Annotated in this window: 16 protein-coding genes and 1 tRNA gene; all 17 read right to left on the bottom strand. The window is 42.1% G+C overall.

Annotation, left to right across the window (positions count from 1 at the left end):
- Window positions 1–69: 69 nt before the first annotated feature.
- The 17 genes from G631_RS19890 to G631_RS0103655 all read right to left on the bottom strand — a co-directional run bounded on the left by G631_RS19890 (window position 70) and on the right by G631_RS0103655 (window position 23,984).
- Entirely contained in the window at window positions 70–1,551 is a 1,482-nt protein-coding gene (locus G631_RS19890) for a transglutaminase domain-containing protein (protein ID WP_051196794.1), read from the bottom strand.
- A gap of 45 nt (window positions 1,552–1,596) precedes the next feature.
- On the bottom strand, window positions 1,597–3,201 hold the full coding sequence (locus tag G631_RS0103730; RefSeq protein WP_026488308.1) for a peptide chain release factor 3: 1,605 nt from the start codon (window positions 3,199–3,201) through the stop codon (window positions 1,597–1,599).
- 392 nt (window positions 3,202–3,593) lie between these two features.
- The gene (locus G631_RS0103725; RefSeq protein WP_026488307.1) at window positions 3,594–5,684 is read right to left on the bottom strand and encodes a polyribonucleotide nucleotidyltransferase; all 2,091 of its coding nucleotides are present in this window, start codon (window positions 5,682–5,684) and stop codon (window positions 3,594–3,596) included.
- A 509-nt stretch (window positions 5,685–6,193) separates the two neighbouring features.
- Window positions 6,194–6,460 (bottom strand): 30S ribosomal protein S15, encoded by a 267-nt coding sequence (gene rpsO, locus G631_RS0103720; protein ID WP_026488306.1) that lies wholly within the window; start codon window positions 6,458–6,460, stop codon window positions 6,194–6,196.
- A gap of 239 nt (window positions 6,461–6,699) precedes the next feature.
- A complete protein-coding gene (locus G631_RS0103715) occupies window positions 6,700–9,867 on the bottom strand; it encodes a hypothetical protein (RefSeq protein ID WP_026488305.1) in 3,168 nt (1,055 codons plus the stop codon).
- Between the two features lie 285 nt (window positions 9,868–10,152).
- Window positions 10,153–12,966, bottom strand: a complete 2,814-nt coding sequence (locus G631_RS0103710; RefSeq protein ID WP_026488304.1) for a hypothetical protein — start codon at window positions 12,964–12,966, stop codon at window positions 10,153–10,155.
- 310 nt (window positions 12,967–13,276) lie between these two features.
- Window positions 13,277–14,182, bottom strand: a complete 906-nt coding sequence (locus tag G631_RS0103705) for a bifunctional riboflavin kinase/FAD synthetase (protein WP_026488303.1) — start codon at window positions 14,180–14,182, stop codon at window positions 13,277–13,279.
- A gap of 56 nt (window positions 14,183–14,238) precedes the next feature.
- Window positions 14,239–15,198 carry a tRNA pseudouridine(55) synthase TruB gene (truB, locus tag G631_RS0103700; protein ID WP_026488302.1) on the bottom strand — a complete coding sequence of 320 codons (960 nt, stop codon included), beginning with the start codon at window positions 15,196–15,198 and terminating at the stop codon, window positions 14,239–14,241.
- A gap of 110 nt (window positions 15,199–15,308) precedes the next feature.
- Window positions 15,309–16,265 (bottom strand): DHH family phosphoesterase, encoded by a 957-nt coding sequence (locus G631_RS0103695; protein ID WP_026488301.1) that lies wholly within the window; start codon window positions 16,263–16,265, stop codon window positions 15,309–15,311.
- Window positions 16,266–16,395: 130 nt separating this feature from the next.
- On the bottom strand, window positions 16,396–16,845 hold the full coding sequence (gene rbfA, locus G631_RS0103690) for a 30S ribosome-binding factor RbfA (RefSeq protein WP_026488300.1): 450 nt from the start codon (window positions 16,843–16,845) through the stop codon (window positions 16,396–16,398).
- A gap of 164 nt (window positions 16,846–17,009) precedes the next feature.
- A complete protein-coding gene (infB, locus tag G631_RS0103685) occupies window positions 17,010–20,006 on the bottom strand; it encodes a translation initiation factor IF-2 (RefSeq protein ID WP_081671216.1) in 2,997 nt (998 codons plus the stop codon).
- Entirely contained in the window at window positions 20,006–20,335 is a 330-nt protein-coding gene (locus tag G631_RS0103680) for a L7Ae/L30e/S12e/Gadd45 family ribosomal protein (protein WP_026488298.1), read from the bottom strand. Before G631_RS0103680 ends, infB begins: the two co-directional genes overlap by 1 nt.
- Before the next feature lie 2 nt (window positions 20,336–20,337).
- Window positions 20,338–20,595: an RNase P modulator RnpM gene (rnpM, locus tag G631_RS0103675; protein WP_026488297.1), complete on the bottom strand. Its 258-nt coding sequence runs from the start codon at window positions 20,593–20,595 to the stop codon at window positions 20,338–20,340.
- A gap of 3 nt (window positions 20,596–20,598) precedes the next feature.
- Entirely contained in the window at window positions 20,599–21,762 is a 1,164-nt protein-coding gene (gene nusA / locus G631_RS0103670) for a transcription termination factor NusA (RefSeq protein WP_026488296.1), read from the bottom strand.
- A 29-nt stretch (window positions 21,763–21,791) separates the two neighbouring features.
- A complete protein-coding gene (rimP, locus tag G631_RS0103665; RefSeq protein ID WP_026488295.1) occupies window positions 21,792–22,256 on the bottom strand; it encodes a ribosome maturation factor RimP in 465 nt (154 codons plus the stop codon).
- Window positions 22,257–22,921: 665 nt separating this feature from the next.
- Window positions 22,922–23,683: a hypothetical protein gene (locus G631_RS19885; RefSeq protein ID WP_051196793.1), complete on the bottom strand. Its 762-nt coding sequence runs from the start codon at window positions 23,681–23,683 to the stop codon at window positions 22,922–22,924.
- Window positions 23,684–23,912: 229 nt separating this feature from the next.
- Window positions 23,913–23,984 (bottom strand) — tRNA-Glu (locus tag G631_RS0103655).
- Window positions 23,985–24,141 lie beyond the last annotated feature (157 nt).

Below are 24,141 nucleotides of genomic sequence, written 5' to 3'. Positions count from 1 at the left end.
TGAAGTTTATTCTGAATTATTATACCATATATCAAGCCATTTGGCATAAATACTGCATAAGCCGTAAATTCACCTGATCCAGAAGATCATCGTATTGGTATCCACAAAGGTTGTGTAGGATACAGAGGAATTATCCCCCTGCATATAGTTAAACACCTGCCTCTGTGTTATAAGCTGCTCAAAAAGCTGGTCGTAAACATCTCTGTCAGCACACTTTATCACTACGCTTGAGCTTCCGTCCTGATATCTTCTGTTGAAAAGATCTCCCACCAGCACCAGTTCCGGAGTTGTAAAATACTCATCTTCCCTGACGTAGTAGTTATCCTTCATACTAGCACAATCCGGCATATAAAGGATATCTGAAACGGTGTGATTTTTCTCTATTTCATCTGTAGTAACATTAAGATAATCATAATTAACTGCTGGAAGCCTTGTGGAATCAGCATTTTCGCCATTACCAACCTGATAGGAGGAATCTCCCCAGGTAACATCCACATAGTAATAGACGTCATTGCACAAAACCAGATTCCAGGCATGTCTTACATCTTTAGCCTTCTTGGTATCCACAGTTCCTGTGACCAGAGTGCTCTTTATACCAAGTTTCCCCAAAAGAAGCTGCATAGCCTTGGCATAGCCATTACATACGCTTCGTCCCTCGATGAAAACCGAGCAAATATTCTGATTATCAGGAGCATCAAGGTCATACTCAACATTCTGTATCAGATATTCGTACAGATACTTGATCGCATAATAATCATCCTCAGAAGATGGCGCACCGGCAAGGATCCGGTTGACTTCCTGGTTGATGAGAGTCTGTTTCTCTTTTACCTCATCTGCTGTGTAGATGTAGTTGCCAGAGAAGCTGATCTTAGTTATAGCGCCGTCTATGGTGTAATTGGTATATCTGTAACCATCGACGTAAAAGAGCTCCGGGTGATCCGCGCATACGTAGTCAAAAACCAGGTCTATAGCCTCATCACTTGTTGTGGAAACCGGAACATTCTCACTCATGGTCTGAATGATGGACAGAATCTCAACATAAAGAGTCTGACCAGAACCTGTTAGTCTGTCAAAGGCGTATAGCCCCTGCTGCTGACTCTTTAGCTTTTTAACATTATCAGGAGTAAGGCCTGCATTTTGTCTTGCTGCCTTCATCTGTTCATTGAGCTCAGCCTCTGTAAGTTCCTTGTAGGAAGAGGAATAAGACTTATCCGCATCATAGCCGCCTCCATAGGTAGCCGTAGAAGTGCCAGAAGTCTCCCCATCGCTGGCAAAAGAAATCTCGCCTGTAGCCTCTATCTCATCTGCAGAGTACTCGTTATCGGCAGGCTGATAGGACGGAGCAAGGTCAAAAGAGCTGCTGGTAGAATCCTCTGAAACTACAAGCGTTTCCTCTCTTGATGCATAGTCATCCTCGTAGGCAGGCTCCTTCATCCCCAGTATCTCCAGATACTCATCAAAGCTTGAATACTGGCATCCAGACAAAGTCAGTGCTGTAGTAAGCGCTGCAAGAAATAATGCTATTTTGTTTTTAGCACGTTTCTCCCTCAATATTTAAGCCTCCAAGAACTTTTTTCAACTAACATCTCGCCCTTTTTAGTTCTTTTTAAACTCTGAAAGGACAAGTCCCTTATTACGATCCATTGTCATGCCGACACTCCACTCGTTGATAAAGAGAAGAAGTGGTCTGTCATGCATATCTTTTATCTTCTTCATATCAGAAGTTCCGACAAGTGTGGACATATCTACGTCCTCGTTGTCTACCCATCTGATGTACTCGTATGGAAGATTTTCAAGTATTATATCTACATTGTACTCACTCTGGAGTCTGAATTTCAATACGTCAAACTGAAGTACACCAACAACGCCTACAATAATTTCTTCAAGACCTGTGTTGTACTCCTGGAAGATCTGAATAGCACCTTCCTGGGCTATCTGAGTGATACCCTTGACGAACTGCTTACGCTTCATGGTATCAACCTGGCGAACCCTTGCAAAATGCTCAGGAGCGAAGGTTGGGATGCCCTCGTAAACTATGTTGTCCTTGGGCATGCAGACTGTATCGCCGATTGAGAAAATACCTGGATCAAATACACCCATGATATCTCCTGCATAAGCCTCTGAGAGGATCTTACGCTCGTCAGCCATAAGCTGCTGTGGCTGTGAAAGTCTCATTACCTTGCCGCTCTGAACGTGCTTAACTTCCTTGTCTGCATCATATCTGCCTGAACAGATTCTCATGAAGGCGATCCTGTCTCTGTGAGCCTTGTTCATATTGGCCTGAATCTTGAATACAAATGCTGAGAAATCTCTCTCAAGCGGATCGATTTTCTCGCCATCTGATGAAGTTCTTCCTGTAGGTGGTGTTGCCATCTTGAGGAAGTGGTGGAGGAATAATTCTACACCGAAGTTCTGAAGAGCAGATCCAAAGAATACTGGTGTAAGCTCTCCTGCGCGAACCTTATCAAGGTCATATTCAGCACCAGCACCGTCTAAAAGCTCAATCTCGCTAATAAGCTTGTCATAAGCGTCCTGGCCTACATTAGCATCAATTCCAGCCTTGTCATCAAGGTTTATAAATGTCTCTTTTCCCTCTTTGGTACCCTTCTGAGTCTCAGAGAAAGTAACAATATGGCCTTCTCTTCTGTCGTAGATACCCTTGAAGTTCTTACCTGATCCGATAGGCCAGTTCATAGGGCATGTAGCGATACCAAGGTTGTTCTCAATGTCATCAAGAAGATCAAAGGTATCCATTGCATCACGATCCAGCTTGTTGATAAAGGTAAAAATCGGAATATGGCTCATAGCGCAGACTTTGAAGAGCTTTCTGGTCTGAGCCTCTACGCCCTTACTGGCATCGATTACCATGACAGCTGAGTCAGCAGCCATAAGTGTACGGTATGTATCTTCTGAGAAATCCTGGTGTCCAGGGGTATCAAGGATATTGATGCAGCAGTCTTCATAGTTAAACTGAAGAACAGATGATGTTACAGAGATACCTCTCTGCTTCTCAATCTCCATCCAGTCAGACACTGCATGTCTTGCTGTAGCCTTACCCTTAACGCTTCCCGCCATGTTGATAGCTCCGCCGTAGAGAAGGAACTTCTCAGTAAGAGTTGTCTTACCGGCATCAGGGTGAGAAATAATGGCAAAGGTGCGGCGCTTGTTTATCTCATTTATTGTCTCTTTTGTATTACTCATTTTCGCATCCTTACATTTAATAATACTTGTATCTTTCGGTTTGAACTATAGATATATTTGGTATGACGTGCAATCTTTGTTCCTGTAAAGCTGAACATTCCGATGAGCCCAGAGAATCAATTTCTGCGTGCACTGGCACTTGAAATTGATTGGTCTCATCTCCATAGCTTTAAAAGTCACAAAGTATTGCGCATTCATACCTGCATATATCTATAGCTCAAACCTTACGATTACGTTAACCGCATATTATATACGTGTCTGAAATATACTAAATTTGTCTGATTATACTCAATATGAGGCCGGTATGTGATAAACATGCCGGCCCCCAAAAAATCGATCAAAATAATCAAATAACATTCGAACTAGACTCGCAAATACCTCGTCAAGTTCTCTCAGTTCTGAGCAACATCCTTCATAGAGAAGCTGATTCTGCCCATCTTGTCCTTGCCAAGGCAAACAACTGTAACTGTATCGCCAAGTGTAAGAACATCTTCAACGTGCTCGATTCTCTCCTTAGAGATCTTGCTGATGTGTACCATACCCTCTTTACCAGGTGCGAACTCAACGAATGCGCCGAATTCCTTGATGCTTACAACCTTACCTGTGAAGATCTGGCCTTTCTCAAACTCTGAAACAATGATGTTAACCATGTTTACAGCCTCAGCGATCTTGTCCTGATCCTCGCCGCATACTGAAACCTTACCATCATCTGTGATATCAATCTTAACACCTGTACGAGCGATGATCTCGTTGATTGTCTTACCTCTCTGACCAACAACATCACCGATCTTCTCAGGATCGATCTGGATAGAAACGATCTTAGGAGCGTACTTGGATACTTCCTTACGAGGCTCTGCAATAGCCTTGCTCATGCACTCATCCATGATGAAGAATCTAGCCTCACGGCACTGTGCGATTGCTGTCTCAACGATAGGCTTTGTAAGACCGTGGATCTTGATATCCATCTGGATAGCTGTGATACCGTCCTTAGTACCTGTTACCTTGAAGTCCATGTCTCCGAAGAAGTCCTCAAGACCCTGGATATCTGTAAGTACTACGAAATCGTCATCTGTATCGCCTGTTACAAGACCGCAGCTGATACCAGCAACCATCTTCTTGATAGGAACACCAGCAGCCATAAGTGACATACAAGATGCACATGTAGAAGCCATTGATGTTGATCCGTTAGACTCAAATGTCTCTGATACTGCACGGATTGCATATGGGAACTCTTCAACGCTAGGAAGAACAGGAAGAAGTGCTCTCTCAGCAAGAGCTCCGTGTCCAATCTCTCTACGTCCAGGTCCTCTTGAAACCTTTGTCTCACCTACTGAATAAGCAGGGAAGTTGTACTGATGTACATATCTCTTGTCTGCTGCAAAAGAGTCAAGTCCCTCAACCTTCTGAGCCTCTGAAAGAGGAGCAAGAGTTACAACGTCACAGATCTGTGTCTGTCCACGAGTGAACATAGCACTTCCGTGTACTCTAGGGATAAGATCAACCTCAGCTGAAAGAGGTCTGATCTGCTTGATCTCACGACCATCTGGTCTCTTGTGATCCTTGAGGATCATCTTACGTACTGTCTTCTTCTCGTACTGGTAGATTGCCTCACCGAGGATAGCAAGCCACTCCTCGTTGTCAGCAAACTTCTCTGTAAGTCTATCTGTAATATCGGCGATATTAGCCTCTCTTGTCTGCTTGTCGTCTGTGAATACAGCCTTCTCCATCTCTTCTGGAGGAACAACTTCCTTGATTGCTGCAAAGAGCTCTTCAGGAACTGCGCAGCTTGTGTATTCGTGCTTTGGCTTACCAACCTCAGCTACGATACCCTTGAAGAATTCGATGATCTGAAGGTTAACATCATGAGCCTTGTAGATAGCTTCCTTCATCTTCTCCTCAGGAATCTCGTTGGCACCAGCCTCGATCATGATAACCTTCTGACCTACAGATGCAACTGTAAGCTTGAGGTCACCTGTGTTCCACTGCTCCTGAGTAGGGTTAACAATAAGTTCTCCATCGATCATACCGATCTGTGTCATAGCACATGGGCCATCGAATGGGATATCTGAAATTGAAACTGAAACTGAAGCGCCCAGCATAGCTACAAGCTCAGGACGGCACTCAGGATCAACAGCCATAACCATAGTCTCGATAGTTACGTCATTTCTGTAATCCTTAGGGAAAAGAGGTCTCATAGGACGATCGATAACGCGGCTAGTAAGAATAGCGTTCTCAGAAGGCTTACCTTCTCTCTTGTTGTATCCACCTGGGAATTTACCTACTGCGTAGAACTTCTCGCCGTACTCTACTGAAAGAGGGAAGAAGTCGATTCCGTCTCTTGGCTTAGCGCTTGCTGTTGCTGTACAAAGAACTGTTGTGTCTCCGTACTGCATGAATGCGCAACCATTTGCCTGTTTGCCTACCTTGCCGATCTCAACCTTAAGTGTACGACCAGCCAGTTCCATTGAATAAGTTTTTACCATTTTTTCTCCTTCCTGCTCATCCGTGATCCGTCATCTGGCAGGGGCAGAATTTGTGGCCCCCTCGCCACTTCAGGCACGTGTGCAGTTACACATATTATTAGTTCTGTATTTTTATATGATATTAAGTTTTCAAGGTCATAATAAAAGTCACGCAATTCATGAGTTTTATTATAACTTTGAATACCAATATCATATAAATTCAAAATGCTTAGCATGCAAGCATGCACGCATTTTTGAATTTTGACACCTATATCTTATAAAGAATCCTTGCATATATGATATACGAATTGCTCCATGACTTTCGTCATTCTCGCAATTCTACAAACATTCGGAAACCGCTAATTTACTTCGTAAATTGCTATTTCCTCATATTTGTTCGGGTCATAAATTCAAAATGCTTTACATGCAAGCATGTACGCATCTTTGAATTTTGACACCTATATCATATAAATGCATAAAAGCGGAACAGGCTGATTTTCATCAGCCTAGTCCCGCCTTTAGTATCAAAATTACTTTCTAAGACCAAGATCAGCGATAAGCTTACGATAAGCCTCGATATCCTTCTTCTTAAGGTATCCAAGAAGGCCACGTCTCTTACCTACCATCTTAAGAAGACCTCTTCTTGAGTGGTGATCCTTAGGGTTCTTGTCAAGGTGAGCGTTGAGCTCCTTGATTCTCTCTGTAAGGATTGCAACCTGAACCTCAGGTGATCCTGTGTCGCCAGCCTTTCTAGCGAACTTCTCGATAACTTCTGTTTTCTTCTCTTTTGCGATCATCGTTTTTCTCCTTTGTAAAAAATAATCCTGAATCCGCCTGTTACACAGACAAAGGTTGGAGTTTCCTGTATCCGAGTAAAAGGTAGTTTCTGTAACTATTACTGCACTCTTGTCAGCAACTAATGTAGTTTAGCATAAAATGTAAGGTATGTAAAGTCAAAATAGTTTTTGGCCTGCCCCCAATTAAAAAGTGTGTAAAAACTAAATAGATTAGTTATGTCACTAGTTAGTTTTTATGATTAGTTTTTCTTTGCCTTCTCTGAAGCCTTATCCTTCTTGGAATTTCTTCTTACAACTTCCTCAGTTGTGATTCCAAGAGCTGCAAGGATTAAAAGTACAAGCCATGGGAAGCCCTTCTTTTCTGTGTTAGCAACAGAATCCGTAAGAGCTGTCTGCTCATCAGCGATTGTTACTTCCTTGTTGTCTACATCCTGACCTTCAGTTGTCTTAACTTCGTCACTAGAAGCTACTACTGTCTCAGTCTCTTTTGTCTCTTTGAGTTCTGTGTTGTCCTTAGTCTCAACTACTGTATCTGTAGCCTTCTTTGTAGAAGTCCTTGAAGTCTTTGAAGTCTTTGTTGAAACTGCTCTCTTAGCGCCAAGAACTTCTGGAGTATCTATTGTGAGAGTTGTAGCTGTCTTCTTGGTTGTAGCTGTTGTAGGAATTACTGTAACATACTCACTAGCTGAATCTGAGTTCTGATCCTGGCTACCATTTGAACCATTGTCGCTATTCTGGTTTCTTCTAGCCTCTTCCTCAGCTCTTCTTCTAGCTTCCTCTGCTGCCTTTCTAGCCTCTTCCTTCTTGATTTCGTCAAGCTTATCACCAAGCTTTTCTTCTGTAGCGCCAAGCTTTTCCTCAACGTTTTCCTTCTCAGTCAGAGCCTCTGCAAGCTTCTCTTTAGCTTCTTTATACTGGTTGTTAAGCTCAGTAAGCTTATTTGTCATCTCATCATTTGTAAGATTTGTGTCGCCATAATTCTTAATAAGGTCAGCGATCTGATTTCTAAGAGCCTCAACCTTCTCTGAAGCTGTATTGATCTTTTCGTTAGCCTTATCGAAATCCTCAGAAAGCTTGTTGTAATCAGCAATAACCTTTGCATATTCTGCTGAATACTTCTTAGCTGTTGCTACTGCCTTATCAGCGTTTTCTTTCTCAGTCTTGGCATCGTTTGCTGCTGTCTCAGCCGCTGAAAGCTTCTGGCTTGCTGCATCGCCGGCAGCGATCTTATTAAGGAGTTCCTCATCCTCTGAAAGTCTCTTTGCCTCTGCCTCTGCTTCAGCTACTTTCTGTGCTGCTGTCTGGCCATCAGAGATTTTCTTTAAAAGATCAGCATCCTCAGCGAGCTTCTTAGCGTTAGCTTCTGCCTCAGCAACCTTCTGTGCTGCTGCCTGGCCATCTGCAATCTTCTTCTGAAGGTCTGTATCATTTGCAAGTCCGTCAACCTTTGCCTGGGCATCAGAAATCTTCTTAGCTGCTTCCTGACCATCTGCAATCTTCTTCTGAAGATCTTTATCCTCTGAAAGTCTCTTTGCCTCTGCTTCTGCATCTGAAATCTTCTTAGCTGCTTCCTGGCCATCTGCAATAGCTTTCTTATTCTGCTCAGCCACCTGCTTTGCATTATTTTCAGCATTTGTTACAGCCTGCTCAGCTGCTGAATGCTGTTTGTTGTAATCAGAGAGATATCTCTGTCTTGTTGCAACATAGGACAATTTCCCCCATGCATATGCCCACTCATCATCAAACCAATTTGATCTCTTGTAGACTTTTATATCATTTCTATACTCATCAGTTTTAAAATCGAACTCAACTCTTTCTCCGTTAATCTTTAAGGCAAAATAATGCGGAATTTTTACAAACTCATAATCGTCTTCAATTACCTCAACCGTAGTGTTGCTATCAAGCTTCTTATAGTAGTCTTCAATCAAAAGAATTGCTATCTTCATGTTTTCTTCTGGCTTGTACCATTCCTTAGCATCTTTTATTGACTTATGGTTATTCTCCAGATCAGAAAGTGCATCCTCTGCATCTGTAACTGCCTGGTTTGCTACATCTACTTTACCCTGAGCAGTGTTTCCAGCTTCAACAATGCCCTTATTATCTGTGTTAGCCTGCTCAGCTGCCTTCTTTGCATTCTGAATAGTAGTATCAGCCTGTGTTCCAGCGTCTACTATAGGCTGATCCTTCTTAGCGTTCTCAAGTTCCTGGTTAGCCTCAGATACTTTAGTTTCAGCATCTGTACCATCTTTAATAATCTGATCATTTTCTGTTGCAAGATCCTTTGCATCCTGAGCAGCCTTATCTATAGACTCCTGGGCATCCTTTCCTGCTTTGATTATATCGTTGTTTTCATTCTTGAGATCATCTGCATTTTTCTTAGCATCATCAATCTGCTGCTGAGCCTTCTGGCCTTCTGAAATAGCTGTATTAATCTTCTCAAGTTCAGAATTTGCTGTTGTAGCCTTATTTCCATCTTCCTCTGCTGCAGCTTCCTTTCCGTCTACATCAAGCTCTTTTGCTTCTTCTGCTTTCTGCTTTGCATCTGCAAGGTTCTTACTAGCTAATTTAAGCTGCTTTCTAAGCTGCTCAGCGTAATCTTTTGCTTCTTTAAGAACTTCCTCTGTTTTCTCTACATCACCTGTAGCAGTTCTGATTGCTTCCTGGTACTTGCTCTGAGCCTGGTTAGCACGGGAAAGAGCTTTTTCGTATGCTTCTTTCTTTGCCTCAAATTCGTCCTTGGCGCTCTCGTACTTGGCTGTAGCTTCAGATACAGCAGTCTTAGCATCGTCATATGCCTTCTGAGCTTCTTCCTGTGTTGTAGAAGCTGCGATCTTGTCGTTAGCCTCTTTAATCTTTTCATCAACATCTGCAAAAGCTGATGCTGCCTTGTTTGCTGCCTCATCTACAGAAGGTGTCTCATTTACAGCATTTATAGCCTCCACTCTGTCACTATTTGCACTTACAATTGAATCTACATCGCTTACGATTGTCTTTGCATCTTCATTTACAGTTTCTGCATTAGCATTAAGGTTCTCAGCGTTCTTTGCGATAACATCGATATTATCGTTATAAACTTCCTTTAAATCCTGATTTGTAACGTTCTCTGATTCATTATTAGAAGAAAAATCATTTTTGATTGTATTAACATCTTCGTTTACCTGGGCTGTAGTAGCAGCTAATCCATCGTTTGAAGACTCTGAAGTGTTGTTGACAACTTTGCTAAATGCTGCCTCTGTCTCTTCTACAAGATCAACGCCTTCTTTGTTTTCCTGCACATTTCCATTTGTATTTAAAGAGCTATCATCTCCCTCAGCTGCCATCGCAGTTACTGGCTGAAGTGCCATGCTGGCGCTGATTCCTAATGAGATAGCTTTAATAAGCTGTTTGTTAAGTAAGTTCTTTTTCATAACACATTTCTTCCCTTTTATTATATTTTTCTACATACATATATAACGATTTTTTCAACGGATATATTTATACAGGATAAGCAATCATAAAGATAATCATATTTGATGTTAATTTTGTTGTTTGTGATTTTAATTATGATTTAGTTGGCGTACTCATTTACTTGTTGATCTTGTACAGCAAGAAAGAAGCAGGCCTTTGTGAACCTGCTTCTTTCCTTGTGTGTGTTCTCATGAGAGAGGTTTATTTGATTAGGATTATATCCTGGTCATCTATTAGATGACAGATTAGTTTGACTTCTTATTGTTTCTTCTAATAACTTCCTCAGTTGTTATACCAAGTGCTGCGAGGATGAGAAGGAGAATATAAGGAAGGCGGCTCTGCTGCTCTACTGGGATAGCTGCGAGAGGAGTTTCCTGATCTGCGATATCAGTAATTGCACTAGTTACTGTCTCTTTTTCTGTCTTCTCTTCCTGGACCTTTGCTACAACTACGCCACCCTCAGAATCTGCTGTGATGTCGCTATTTTCTGCATCTTCTGTCTTAAGAGCTGCGTTCGCGCCTGCTGCTTTGCTATTAGAAGTTACTGTTTTTGCTGCTTCTGTACTTGATGTTGCAAGGGCTCTGTTTGCTCCAAGAACTGCTGCGCCATCTGCTGCAGCTACTGTAGCTACTGGAGTCTGTGTTGCGCCTGAGCCAGGAGTTGCATCTGCTGTTGTACCCTGATCAGTTCCTGTGCCTGTAGTTGTGCCTGTTGTACCCTGATCTGTTCCTGTGCCAGATGTGCCCTGCTGGCCATCATTTCCGCCTGTAGGCTGGTTTGCTGCTTCGTTATCAGCTATTTCTTTCTTCTTGTCTTCGAGCTTTTCTTTTGCATCTGCAAGATCTTCATCGGCTTTCTCTTTATCTTTTTCTGCCTGATCAAATTTATTCTTGGCTTCGATGTACTTTTTGTTAAGTTCATCAAGTTCTGCCTTCACATCGTCAGTACTGATGCCTGTTCCAGCGTAGGTTGCCATCAGGTCAGAAATGCTCTTCTTAAGAGTATCAAGTCTGTTTGCTGCATCCTGAAGTTTTGTATTAGCCTTTGATGCTGCTGCAGAGAGCTTTTCATAGCTGTCAAAAACTGCCTTGTATTCTTCTGCGTACTTCTTGGCAAGTGTAAGAGCATCGTCTGCTGCCTGTTTTTCGTTCTGGGCGGTTGTTACTGCATCCTGAGCATCCTGAAGTAAATTCAGTGCTTCTGCTCCTGCATTTATAGTAGCTGCATTATCTTCTGCTACCTTAGCTGCCGCGTCCTTAGCATCCTGTACGGCTTTCTCTGCATCTTTTCCTGCCTGGATTGCTGCTGCATTATCTGTAGCTGCCTTTACCGCTGCGTCCTTGGCGTCCTGTACTGCTTTTGCTGCATCTTTTCCTGCCTGTATAGCCTGCTTATTGTCAATTGCAGTCTGTTTTGCTGTTTTTTCAGCTTCTTTGACTGCTTCTTCTGCAGCCTCTTCCTTATCCTTATAGCTAGAAAGATATTTATTTCTCTCAATTACATACTGATAATCTGAAGTATCATCTATTCCAGATTTTTCGTATACTTTTACGTCATTTTTCCTAGTAGATGTATCATAATTGAAGTATCTTAATGTACCGTTGACATTCACTTCAAAATAGTGATATCTTGCTGGATCAAGTGTCCATCCGATGTATGTAAATCTCTCTTTTCCAGTTAAAGTTATTTCTGCATTTGGTTCAGTTTCTCTAATCCAAATTTTAACAAGTTCAAAAGCAATCATCTTGTTATGATCTGTGTCAAAATGTCCAGAAACATTATCCAAAATAACCTTAGAAGCTTTCATATCATCAAGCTTCTTCTGAGCTGTAACAACATCATCCCAAGCATCTTTTACTGCCTGCTCTGCATTTTTTCCTGTCTGGATAGTTGATGCGTTATCTGTTTCTGCCTTTACTGCGGCATTCTGAGCATCCTGCACTGCCTGTGCTGCGTTCTGTCCAGCGCTTATAGCTGCTGCGTTATCTGTCTCAGCCTTGGTTGCAGCTGCATTTGCCTGATCTACTGCGCTCTGAGCTGTTTCTGCATCAGTAATCTTGCCTGTGATCTCTGCAAGAGCTATGGTAGCTTCCTTTAAGTTATTCTCAGCATCTGTTACAGCCTGCTCTTTGCCTTCTACATCAAGCTCTTTTGCTGCCTCTGCATTTGCCTTGGCTGTATCAAGCGCTTTAGCTGCTTCGTCAAGCTCATCGTTTAATTTCTTGGCCTCAGCCTGGGCTGCCTTGAGATTTTCCTCAGCTTTCTTGATGTCGCCATCAGCATTATTTATAGCCTCTGTGTAAGCTGTCTGAGCTGCATTTGCCTTATATAAAGCTGTCTCATAAGCTCCCTTCTTCTCAGCATATTCTTTCTTGGCATCTTCAAGATTCTTGTTTGCTTCTTCAACTACTGCCTGAGCTTCTGCATAAGCTTCATCAGCCTGCTCCTGGGTTGTAGCATTCTCGATCTTCTCGTTTGCCTGAGCTATCTTTTCTGATACGCCATCGTAGGCTGTGTCAGCCTTCTGGGCTGCTGCATCTACAGATTCTGTATTCTCAAGCTCTTTTACGGCGTCATTTCTTGTATCCTGAGCATCAGATATGTTTTCAGCGTCTGTATTTAGAGTTTCAACATCTTTCTTGATCTCTTCTACGTCCTTAGAAAGATTTTCAGCCGCTTCTTTTATCTGATCGTAATTATCATTGTGAACTTCCTGCAGATCATTGTTTGTGATTGTTGCAACTGTATCTGCTTCTGTAGCGCTTTCTTTTCCGTTAAACTGCTGATCTATTGCCTGAACGTTTGCATTTACTTCTGCTACAGCTGCGGAAACGCTATTTGTTTCATTATTAACTTCTTTGTCAAAAGACTGTGCTGCCTGCTCTACTGTTTCTGTTGCAGAAAGCTGCTTGCTGACTTTCTGCTCGTCACTTGCCAGGGACTTGTTAAGTTCTTCGCCCTCAGCTGCATATGCTGCAACAGGCTGTAATAACATGCTTGCACTTATTCCGATTGTGATTGCCTTTACCAGTTTCTTGTTAACTAAATTCTTCATCATATCTTTTCCCTCTCTCAAATAAAAATCGCACACACACGTTTTTGTTGTTTAGCTTGTAAATGTTATACATCATAGAAAATCATAATTTTAATCATATTTGCGTCAGTTTTTGTTTGTTATGATATTTAATATGATGTTTATAATTTACAAAAAAGTCTGTAACCATGCGTGTTTTAGAGTTTAGGAAAACTTTATACCTTTTTCCGTTTCCATTTTTTATGACAAAAATCATGGAAAAGCCGCATAAATGGGCAAAAGAAAAAGACCACTATTTTGTAGTGATCTTTTCCCTGATAGTTTTGTATTTTCTTTATCGTATGTCTTCTATATCTTTTTTCATCTGAGCCTTGAGTTTTTCTACGCTTTCGAACTTCATCTCCGGGCGTTTGAACTCACAGAGCTTAACTTCGATGAACTTGCCATACACATCTTCGTCAAAATCATATATGTAAGTCTCAACGCCAACCTGATTGTTTGAGGACACGGTGGGCTTTCTGCCAATGTTGGTCATGCCCTTAAAGGTCCTGTCTCCAACTACAACAATGCTGCTATATACACCAAATGGTGGAAGGAGCTTACCTACAGGAGGCAGCACGTTTACAGTAGGAACTCCAATGGTAGAACCAAGATGATTGCCATGTTCCACGATACCGCTGATGCTGTAGTCGCTTCCAAGGAGCCTTTTGGCCATTGGGATATTTCCGTCTGCCACCTGGTTTCTCACCCTGGTGGAGCTGACTTCCTCTCCATCAAGCATTACCTTGTCAATAAGGCACAGCTCAAATCCCAGTTCCCTGCTCATGCTCTTTAGAAGGTGCTGGTCTCCTCTTCCCTTGTCGCCAAAAGAAACATCACATCCCGCCGCAATATAGTCAGCCTTTAAGTCTTCTACCAGAATGTTCTTAACAAAGTCCTCCGGAGGTGTTGCAGCTGTCTGGACATTTAACGGAAACTCCACCAAGATGTCAATTCCCATGGCCTCGAAGGCTTTTCTTTTCTCATTTCTGGTAAAGAGCTGTTTGACAGGGTGTCCTACAAAGAATTCCTCCGGGGATGGCTCAAAGGTAAAAACAGTGGCTTTCAGGCCGTCCTGCTTCTGATCCAGGATGAGCTTTAGAAGCTTTTTGTGTCCTAAGTGGATCCCATCAAATTTGCCTATGGCAATGGCAGTTTTCTCAGATATATTTAATTCATCAAGTCGTGTTATTATCTTCATTGTCTTGTTTCTTATTTTATCTCTGTTTTTTTACTTCTTATTATTGTTTCCTATTTTTAATTCTTCTCGAAAAAGAACTTATCCACCTTAAACTGTTTAGTTCTGGCGTCATATTTGTATATACCAAAAAAGGTATCGTCTTCTGAATAAACTCTGAACATATCTCCGTCAGAAAACATCTCTTTTGCAAAGTCCTTGTCATTAACGCCCTCAGGATCTTCGCTTACAAGGTTATCTCTGCGGAAGCTATTGCCGTTTTCAAGGATTACTCTGCAGTTGTCACTGACATGGATTGCATCAAGATCCCTGAAAATGTACTCTGGAGATTTTATGATAGACTCAAGCGTTCCGTTATCCCTCATTTCTTCTACCTGTGAGAGCTTAACAGCGCTATCAAGGGCGAAGGCTCCAACTCTTGTTCTCATGAGGTTCTGCATGGCAGCACCGCACCCTAGTCTCTCGCCAATGTCATTGCAGAGAGTTCTGATATATGTACCCTTAGAGCACTTAATTTCCATGACAAAAGAGTTATCTTTTTCAAGATTTGAATCATCAAGGATTGTTATAGCGCCAATGTGGATCTTTCTGGGCTTTCGCTCAACCTCGATGCCTTCTCTTGCAAGCTCGTAGAGCTTTTTGCCATTTTGCTTGATTGCAGAATACATAGGTGGAATCTGGTCGTAGTCGCCAACAAAGGCCTGAACGGCCTCGTGGAGTTCCTGCCTTGTCACATGAACTTCAGATTCAGTAAGTACAGTGCCAGACATATCCTGAGTATCAGTTGTGACACCCAGTTTGCAGACTGCGATATATTCTTTATCATGATCTGTCAGCATCTCAACCAGCTTGGTTCCTGTTCCAAGACAGACCACAAGCACACCTGTGGCATCAGGATCAAGAGTACCGGTATGACCTATTTTCTTTTGATGAAGAATTCCGCGGAGCTTGGCTACCACATCATTGGAGGTAAAGCCCTGTTCCTTATAAATATTTATCAGTCCGTTGTATTTGTTCATGTAGAAAACTCTTTCTTATATTTTTCAGACTCAAATCTGTGAGGCATGCCTGCGAAGTGGGCGTAGCTAACAATAGCCGCAAGACACACAATCCTGCGGCTATGAATTATTTATTTCTTTTCATCGTACTGCTGCTGAATGAAATGAGTTATGCTGTTGATAACGTCGTGCTGTGTACCGTTCAAAGTACATCCTGACGCTCTTACATGGCCACCACCGCCAAGGAGCTTGGCAACTCTTGATACATCGATATTGCCGTTACTACGAAGGCTTACTCTATAGAGCATTGGCTCATCCTCATAGATGAAGATTGCAACATCACAACCGATTGTGAACATCAGCTGGTTGACGATTCCGTCAAGGTCATTGCCCTTAACTCCATAGAAATCCATTGTTTCCTTGGACACAGCAGATGCAATTACCTTGCCATCCATAAGTGAAATGCTCTCAAGAAGAGCTCTTCCAAGAATCTGGTTCTGGAGATAGGTCTTTTCATAGAAAACATGGTCAATGAGCCATGTAAAATCAAATCCAAAAGCTGTAAGCTTACCAGCAATCTCATAAGTTCTTGGAGATGTGCTGTTGTACTTGAATACGCCTGTGTCTGTTACCATTCCAGTGTATAGAGCCTGCGCAATATCTACATCAAGCTTGTCCTTGTCCATTACTTCATAAGCAAGCTCGCAGGCTGAACTTGAAGTAGGAACAATGTAGGTAACATCACCTGTTCCAGTGTTGCTGATATGGTGATCGATATTGATGGTCTTTTTGGCTGCATCAAAGATTTTCTCAGCTTCGCCGGTTCTGCCTTTTTCGCAGTCTATGCATATGAATAGATCATAGCTCTCAATATCAGTTGTAAAAGAATGGTTTATCTTGTCAGCATCCTTAATGAAAAGAAATTCCTCTGGAATGTCCTCAAGAAAAACATCAACTCTTACCTCAGGATAGTTCTTTTTAAAATAAAGATATAATCCCATGCTAGAGCCTATGCAATCGCCATCAGGCCTTACGTGTCCTGCAATTGCAACTGTACTTACTCCGCTCATATGATCATCAATTCTCATTTATATCAACCTTTCTACTACAAACGCGCAGCCAATATCCTGTTATAGACTTAACTGCGCTGTTTCTTTTATCTTATATCTGTTTGATTTCTTATGACTCTTTAATGCCAGATTCCTGCATTCTATAGGATCATAATTCCTCCGGTTCGTCTAAACCTTCATCTTCAGAATCTTCGGAATCTTCTGACTGATCTTCGATTTCTTCTCCACGAGCAGCTCTTGCCTCGTTATCCTTGGCAGCTACTTCGTCGATTATCTTGGACATGTTGATTGCGTACTCGATTGAGTCATCCATGATAAATCTTATCTCTGGAGTGTATCTCATATTCAGCTCTTTTGCCAAAGTACTGCGAACATAGCCAGCAGCGCTCTTAAGGCCTTCTGCTGTTCTTGCTCTGTCCTCGTCATTGCCCATTACAGTTACCCAAACCTTACATGTCTTAAGGTCTGGCGCAACTTCTACGTCCATAACTGAAGTCATAGGACTGATCCTTGGATCCTTGCTATAGCGGAGGGCTTCTGAAATAACTTTCATTACTTCTCCGTTGATTCTTTTATTCTTGTTACTATTCTTACGCATATTTTATCTTATCCTCCGCGACATGCGGATTGCTCCGCTTCGCTCTTGCAATCCTTCGTACAATTGGGAAAAAGATATACTGATTTTATTCGTATATCTTTTCCCATTTACGTCAGATTATTTCATAAATACAGTAAACTGTATTCACTCATTTCATTTATAGATCAAGTACGTGGTACCTCAACCATTTCGTAAGCTTCTACGAAGTCGCCTTCATGGATTGAATCAAAGCCGTCAAATACAAGACCACACTCGAAGCCTTCCTTAACTTCCTTGACATCGTCCTTGAATCTCTTGAGGGAAGCAAGATCACCTTCGAAGATCTGCTCGCCATCTCTCTGGATACGAACCTTGCACTCTTTCTTGATAACACCGTCCTTAACAAAGGCGCCGGCAATGTTACCAACCTTAGAAGCCTTGAAGATCTGACGAACTTCTGCATGACCAGTAACTCTTTCCTCATAGATAGGAGCAAGCATACCCTTCATAGCATATTCGATTTCTTCGATAGCCTGGTAAATAACCTTGTAAAGCTTGATCTCAACTCCTTCGTGCTCAGCCATGCTCTTAGCTGTAGCATCTGGACGAACGTCAAATCCAATGATGATAGCGTTTGATGCAGCTGCGAGTGTTACGTCAGACTCATTGATTGCACCAACACCACCGTGGATAACCTTAACAACAACTTCATCATTAGAAAGCTTGAGAAGTGACTGCTTGAGGGCTTCTACGCTACCCTGAACGTCAGCCTTGATGATGATATCAAGTTCCTGAAGTCTGCCTTCCTCAATCTTGGAGTAAAGGTCATCAAGTGACATCTTAGCCTTAGTCTCTTCGATAAGGTCTTTCTTGTGCTGCTGAAGGTATGTGTTAGCATACTGCTTGGCCTGTTTGTCTGTCTCATGTGCAAGGAATACCTCACCTGCATTTGGAACATCTGAAAGACCAAGAATCTCAACTGGCTGTGAAGGACGAGCTTCCTTAAGCTTGTTGCCCTTATCATCAACCATGGCTCTTACCTTACCTGAGCTTGCTCCAGCTGAAATGAAGTCACCAACATGGAGTGTACCCTTCTGAACAAGTACGTTTGCTACAGGACCACGGCCCTTATCAAGTCTTGCCTCAAGGACAAGTCCTCTAGCCTCTCTGTCTGGGTTAGCCTTAAGCTCAAGGATATCAGCTGTAAGGATGATTGTCTCAAGAAGGTCTTCAATACCTTCACCAGACTTAGCAGATACAGGAACGAACTCAGTTGTTCCGCCCCAATCTGTAGAGATAAGGCCGTATTCAGTCATTTCCTGCTTAACTCTGTCTACGTTAGCGTTAGGCTTATCAATCTTGTTAACAGCTACGATGATCTCAACTTCAGCTGCCTTAGCATGGTTGATAGCTTCTACTGTCTGTGGCATTACACCATCATCTGCAGCTACTACAAGTACTGCGATATCAGTTGAGTTAGCACCACGCATACGCATAGCTGTGAATGCCTCATGACCAGGTGTATCAAGGAATGTGATCTTCTGATCATTAACTGATACTGTATAAGCACCGATTCTCTGTGTGATACCACCGGCCTCTCTGTCTGTTACAGAAGTCTTACGGATAGCATCAAGGAGTGATGTCTTACCATGGTCAACGTGACCCATTACGCAGACAACTGGTGGACGCTTCTTAAGTGTCTCAGGTGCATCCTCTTCCTCTTTAAGGAGTTCTTCGATAACATCTACTGGAACTTCCTTCTCACAGAGGATCTCATATTCCATTGCGATATTCTCAGCTTCCTCATATGAAAGCTCTGTATTAACTGTTGAAATCTGACCAGCCATGAACAGCTTCTTGATGATAACTGATGGCTGCATTCTCATCTTCTCTGCAAGTTCCTTGATAGAAACCTTCTCAGGGATAGTGATAACCTTGATCTGCTCTTCAGGCTCTTCTACTTTCTTGACCTCAGGCTTAATGAATCTGCCAACTCTCTTACTTCTTGGCATCATCTCTTCCTGCTCATAAGCAAGATCCTTCTTGTTTCTCTTATCCTTTTCCTGACCCATACGGCGTCTTTCTTCGTCTCTGTGGCTTCCACCCTCTTTTACTGGAGCTGCCTCAAAAGCACCGCCTCTGTCATTTCTGTCATTGCGCTTGCCGTCAAATTTGCCGCCGAACTTGTCGTTCTTGCCAGCGAACTTACCGCCGCCCTGCTGAGCGTCCTTGTTAAAGCCGCCTCTGTTGTCGCGGTTAAAGCCGCCGCCCTGCTGGCCGTCTCTGCGGAATCCGCCCTGGCCATTGTTTCTGTTCTGGCCATTTGAATTTCTGTCTCCGTTTCTATCATTGTTTCTATCATTGTTTCTATTGAAGCCGGAGTTTCTATCGTTTCTGTCGCCTCTATCATTTCTGTCGTTTCTATCGTTTCTGTCATTTCTAGGGGCCTGATTATCTCTGTTTCTATTGAACTGGTTATTATTGTTGCTGTTGTTCTCAGCTACTGGTGCTGACTTTGGAGCTGTCTCAGCTACCTGAGGCTTCTCCTGAACCTTAGGTTGTTCCTGAGTCTGTGACTGAGTCTGTGCTGCAGGTGCTTCCTTCTTAGGAGCTGGAGCAGGAGTCTTCTTGATAGAAGAATTACCATAGCTCTCCATCTGTGAAGGTGCTGTCAAAGGCTTGATTGGGTGATAAACATTCTGTGACTGAGCGAACTGCTTACGCTGAGGCTGGTTGTTACCACCTCTGTTGTCACGGCGCTGATTATTTCCACCATTACCGCCCTGATTATTCTGGTTATTGAAGCCACCCATCTTGGAGTTGCCAGCATTTGTAACCATGATGATCTTTTTCTTTTTCTTAGGAGCGTCTGAAGACTTATCCCCACCATCAGCTGGCCTTGCCTGCTTCTGAGATGCGTCATCAGCCTTTGCTGCCTTCTGTGCTGGCTCTGCTGCCTTAGCTGCCTTTTCTACAGGTTTCTTGGCCTCTTCGTCCTTCTGTGATTCTTCTTTTTTGGAATTAGAACCACCGAAGTGCTTTCTAGCCACTTCAGCATCTGTCTCCTCTATAGAACTGTTCGAACGCTTCGCTTCAATGCCTTTTTCCTGCAAAAAGCTTATAAGCTCTTTTCCTTCGCATCCAAGCTCAAATGCAAGATCGGATATTTTTATTTTTGCCATTACATTTCCTCCGTACTTCTATTAGTAGAAAGTAAGTTCTTCCGAAGCGACTCTGCAAAGCCTTTGTCCAATATAGCCAGACTTGTTCGAACATCCTTACCAATTGCATGTCCCAGTTCACCCTTGTCTCCAAAGAGAACTATTGGAACATTATAATAATTACATTTATCATTAAACTGCTTTTTCGTGTTATCGGAAGCATCCTCACTTACGATAACAAGTTCTGCCGTATGCTTGCGAATTGCCTCTAGAACAGCGAATTCTCCGCTCTTTAGCTTCCCTGCCCGCATACACAGTCCTAATAACGAATAAATCTTATTAGAATCCAAATTTAGCTCAGCTCCTTTTGTAGCCTATCTGAAACTTCTGCTGGTATATGAGATTTGAGGGATCTCTCAAGGCCTCTGTTCTTGATGGCCTTTTTGAGGCATTCAGGATTGTTGCAGATATAGGCTCCTCTGCCGTTTGCTCTTCCTGTTGTGTCTAAGATGATCTCATCCTCAGGAGTTTTCAGAACTCTTATGAGCTCCTTTTTCTCCTTCATCTCATTACAGCCGACACATTTCCTCATGGGAATTTTCTTTTGCATGGATTACTCCTCAGTGTCCTGTGCATCCTCAGCTTCTTCGTACTCGCCTTCCTCGTACTCGCCCTCTTCATACTCATCGTAATCTTCGTCGTCGAGGTAGTCTTCCATACGGAATCCTGGAGCGTCCTTAGCCTGAGTCTCACTCTTGATATCGATCTTGTAGCCTGTAAGTCTTGCTGCAAGTCTTGCATTCTGTCCTTCCTTACCAATAGCAAGTGAAAGCTGGTAATCAGGAACTACAACCTTGGCACTCTTCTCATCAGGATCAGCAAATACTGCTACAATCTTGGCTGGTGAAAGAGCATTCTGAATGAGGTTACCTGGGTTCTCATCCCAGTTGATAACGTCGATCTTCTCGCCGCCCAGTTCATCTACGATAAGGTTAACTCTTGCTCCGTTAACACCTACGCATGCACCAACAGCATCAACGTTAGGGTTGTTAGAATAAACAGCAATCTTAGTACGGCTTCCAGCCTCTCTTGCGATTGACTTGATCTCTACAGTTCCGTCCTGGATTTCAGCAACTTCCTGCTCGAAAAGTCTCTTTACAAGATCTGGATGTGTACGAGATACAAGGATTCTTGGTCCCTTTGAACCGTTCTTGACCTCGAGAACATATACTCTAAGTCTCTGAGTTGGTCTGTAAACCTCACCCTTAACCTGCTCGTTCTCATTGAGGATTGCATCTGCACGTCCAAGGTTGATAGAGATGTTCTTGCCGATGAATCTCTGTACTACACCTGTTACGATGTCATGCTCTTTCTCGAAATATTCATTGTAGATGGCACCACGCTCTTCCTCACGGATTTTCTGAAGTATAACGTTCTTGGCGTTCTGTGTAGCAATACGTCCAAATTCCTTGGAGTTAAGTGATACTGCTACGATATCGCCAACCTTGGCCTTCTTGCTGATCTTCTTGGCATCATCAAGACTGATCTCGATCTGTGGATCCATAACATCATCTTCAGTCTCAACAACTTCCTTGTCTGCATAGCACTTGAAGTCACAATTGTTTCTGTCAACCTCAACTCTAATGTTGTCAGCCTTGCCAAAGTTATTCTTGCAAGCTGTGATAAGGGAATTCTCAATTGCATCAAACAGAGAATCCTTGCTGATGTTCTTCTCCTTCTCTAAAAGGTCAAGGGCATCCATTAATTCTTTACTCATCGTAATCTCCTTTTTCCGCTCATAATTTCTCAAAAATCAAGAGCAAGCTTAATCACTGATATCTCTTTTCTGATAAAAGTCTCATCTGTATCATTTATAGTAACGGTTACTGTTGTGTCATCAAAACTCTTAAGTGTTCCGGCAAATTCCTTAACTCCGTCTCTTGCCTTAAAAAGCTTGAGTTCCACATCCTGGCCGATGCTGTTTGCAAAATGTCTGTCTTTCTTGAGTTGTCTACCTAATCCTGGACTACTAACTTCCAGTGTATAGGCCTCTTCGATGAAATCATCAACATCAAGCGCATCTGATAATGCATGACTCACATCTACACATTCGTTAATATCAACGCCGCCATCCTTGTCAATGTAAGCTCTAAGGTACCACTCGCCTGCTTCCTTGACGTATTCTACATCATAAACCCTGACGCCATTGGCCTCTGCGATAGGTGTTAAGAGAGCTTCCGTCTTCTTCTCAATATCGTCTTTTTTGGACATATTGCGCTCCTTTACTTTGTATTGCACTTATTGCCTTGTTTTGCAATCTTGCAGTGTATTGCGCTTATTGCTATTTTTTGACATAAATAAAGTGGACTCGCGAAAGTCCACTTCAAACTAGCAATAATTTAATGTTTCCTATAGCATATTAGCACAGTAGCTGGGGCATGTCAAATTTTCGCTTATTTTTTATGGAATTTTTATGGAGTTTTCTGGAATATTATGCAGGAAGTGATGCAAGACTTCTTGTTTTTCCTTCTTGCATCACTTGCGCCGCTAGGCGTGATGCATAATTCTTGTCTTCCTGTCTTTGGCATCACTAGTTTTCTAGAAGTCGTAATACCTTTTCTTGCTTCGTTCATTTCCTGATATTACTTGGCGTTTGATTCATAATACCTTTTCTTGCTTTTCTCATTTGCTTGGTATTACCTGGCGTCTAATTCATAATACCTTTTCTTGCTTTTCTCATTTACTTGGTATTACCTGGCGTTTAATTCGTAATATCTTTTCTTGCTTTTCTCATTTGCTTGGTATTACCTGGCGTTTGATTCATAATACCTTTTCTTGCTTTTCTCATTTACTTGGTATTACATTTTTCTCATACCTCATAATATCATGCCACCTTAGAGCTAACAGCACCCTACTTATAACAAATCGTACCCACACTACATAAAATTATCTGCTATTATTTTTTGAACTACATCTATAGTCAAAGGATCAGCCTTAGATTCGTACGTGGCCAAAAAATTCTTCCCAGGATAATAACCATTTTTAATATATTGTCTCATTTTCCAAATCACATTTTGCACATACTCAGGATCATCCATTTTTCCAAAATGTTCCCAAATTACAAGCTTATTTTCTTTCTCAATTCTAACTGTGAAATCCGGATATATATCATCGCCTCCCACATCAAGTTTGCACTCATATCTATAAGGTATTCCAGCATCAAACAGCGCATTCGCTATTAGTGCCTCTGATTTTGACCGAACATACTCCCCTTTAGGAGCCTTCACTATTAAATTTTCTGGATGAGACAAATTGCGTTCATAATCTTCCATATCCCATCGCTTACTCGCTAAAAGTTTTCTGTATCTTGAATTTTCATCAAGATATTTTCCATAATCAGTCCAATATCTAGTCTTTAGATATTGCTCAATACTGCCAAGTTCATTTTTCTTATCACATAAAACAGACTTAAGGAAGACCTTTTGGGCCAGTTCAACAGCCAGGTTCCTATTTTTTTCGTTAATATACTTTCTTTCAACCTCCCCATTTTTGTTTTTCCTTTGGTGATAATATCGTATTTTTCCCTTAATCTCGCAAATAACAATTGTTCCTGATGGGTAGCCTGCTATTCTCGCTTCCAATTCGATAATTTCTTTTTCAAGCTGTTCTTTTCTTGATTCGTAGTATTTTTCTATCATATCGCTCCTTACACAATACATAATACTTGCGCAGGATTAGATATTTCTTTTGTTAAAAGACATAGCATCCCCTGAAGCAAGCACATTATAAAAATCTTGTTCTGTGAAATCTATGGAAGAATATCCAAGGATGGCCAATTGGCCTTTCAACAGAAATTCATTAAGATAATAAAATACCCAAATCACTCAGTGATTTGGGATTCGGGTTGGGCTGTTATTAAACAGTCAGTACCTCGTAGCGGAATCGAACCGCTGATTCTGCCGTGAGAGGGCAGCGTCTTAACCGCTTGACCAACGAGGCATTTACTCTTGTGTGTCGCTGCCGTACCGCGGCGACTTGTTTATATTATCCCAATACATAAAATAATGCAAGCACTTTTTTCAAATTTTTTTAATTTTTTTTGAAGTTTTTCAAGAAATGGCTTAACCATGCGGTTTTAAGAGATTTATTTTTTCAA

It is taken from the genome of Butyrivibrio sp. XBB1001 (genome assembly GCF_000424505.1).
Lineage (GTDB): Bacteria > Bacillota > Clostridia > Lachnospirales > Lachnospiraceae > Butyrivibrio.
The sequence above is the reverse complement of the archived record's forward strand: the minus strand, read 5'-3'. Positions and strand labels throughout refer to the sequence as shown.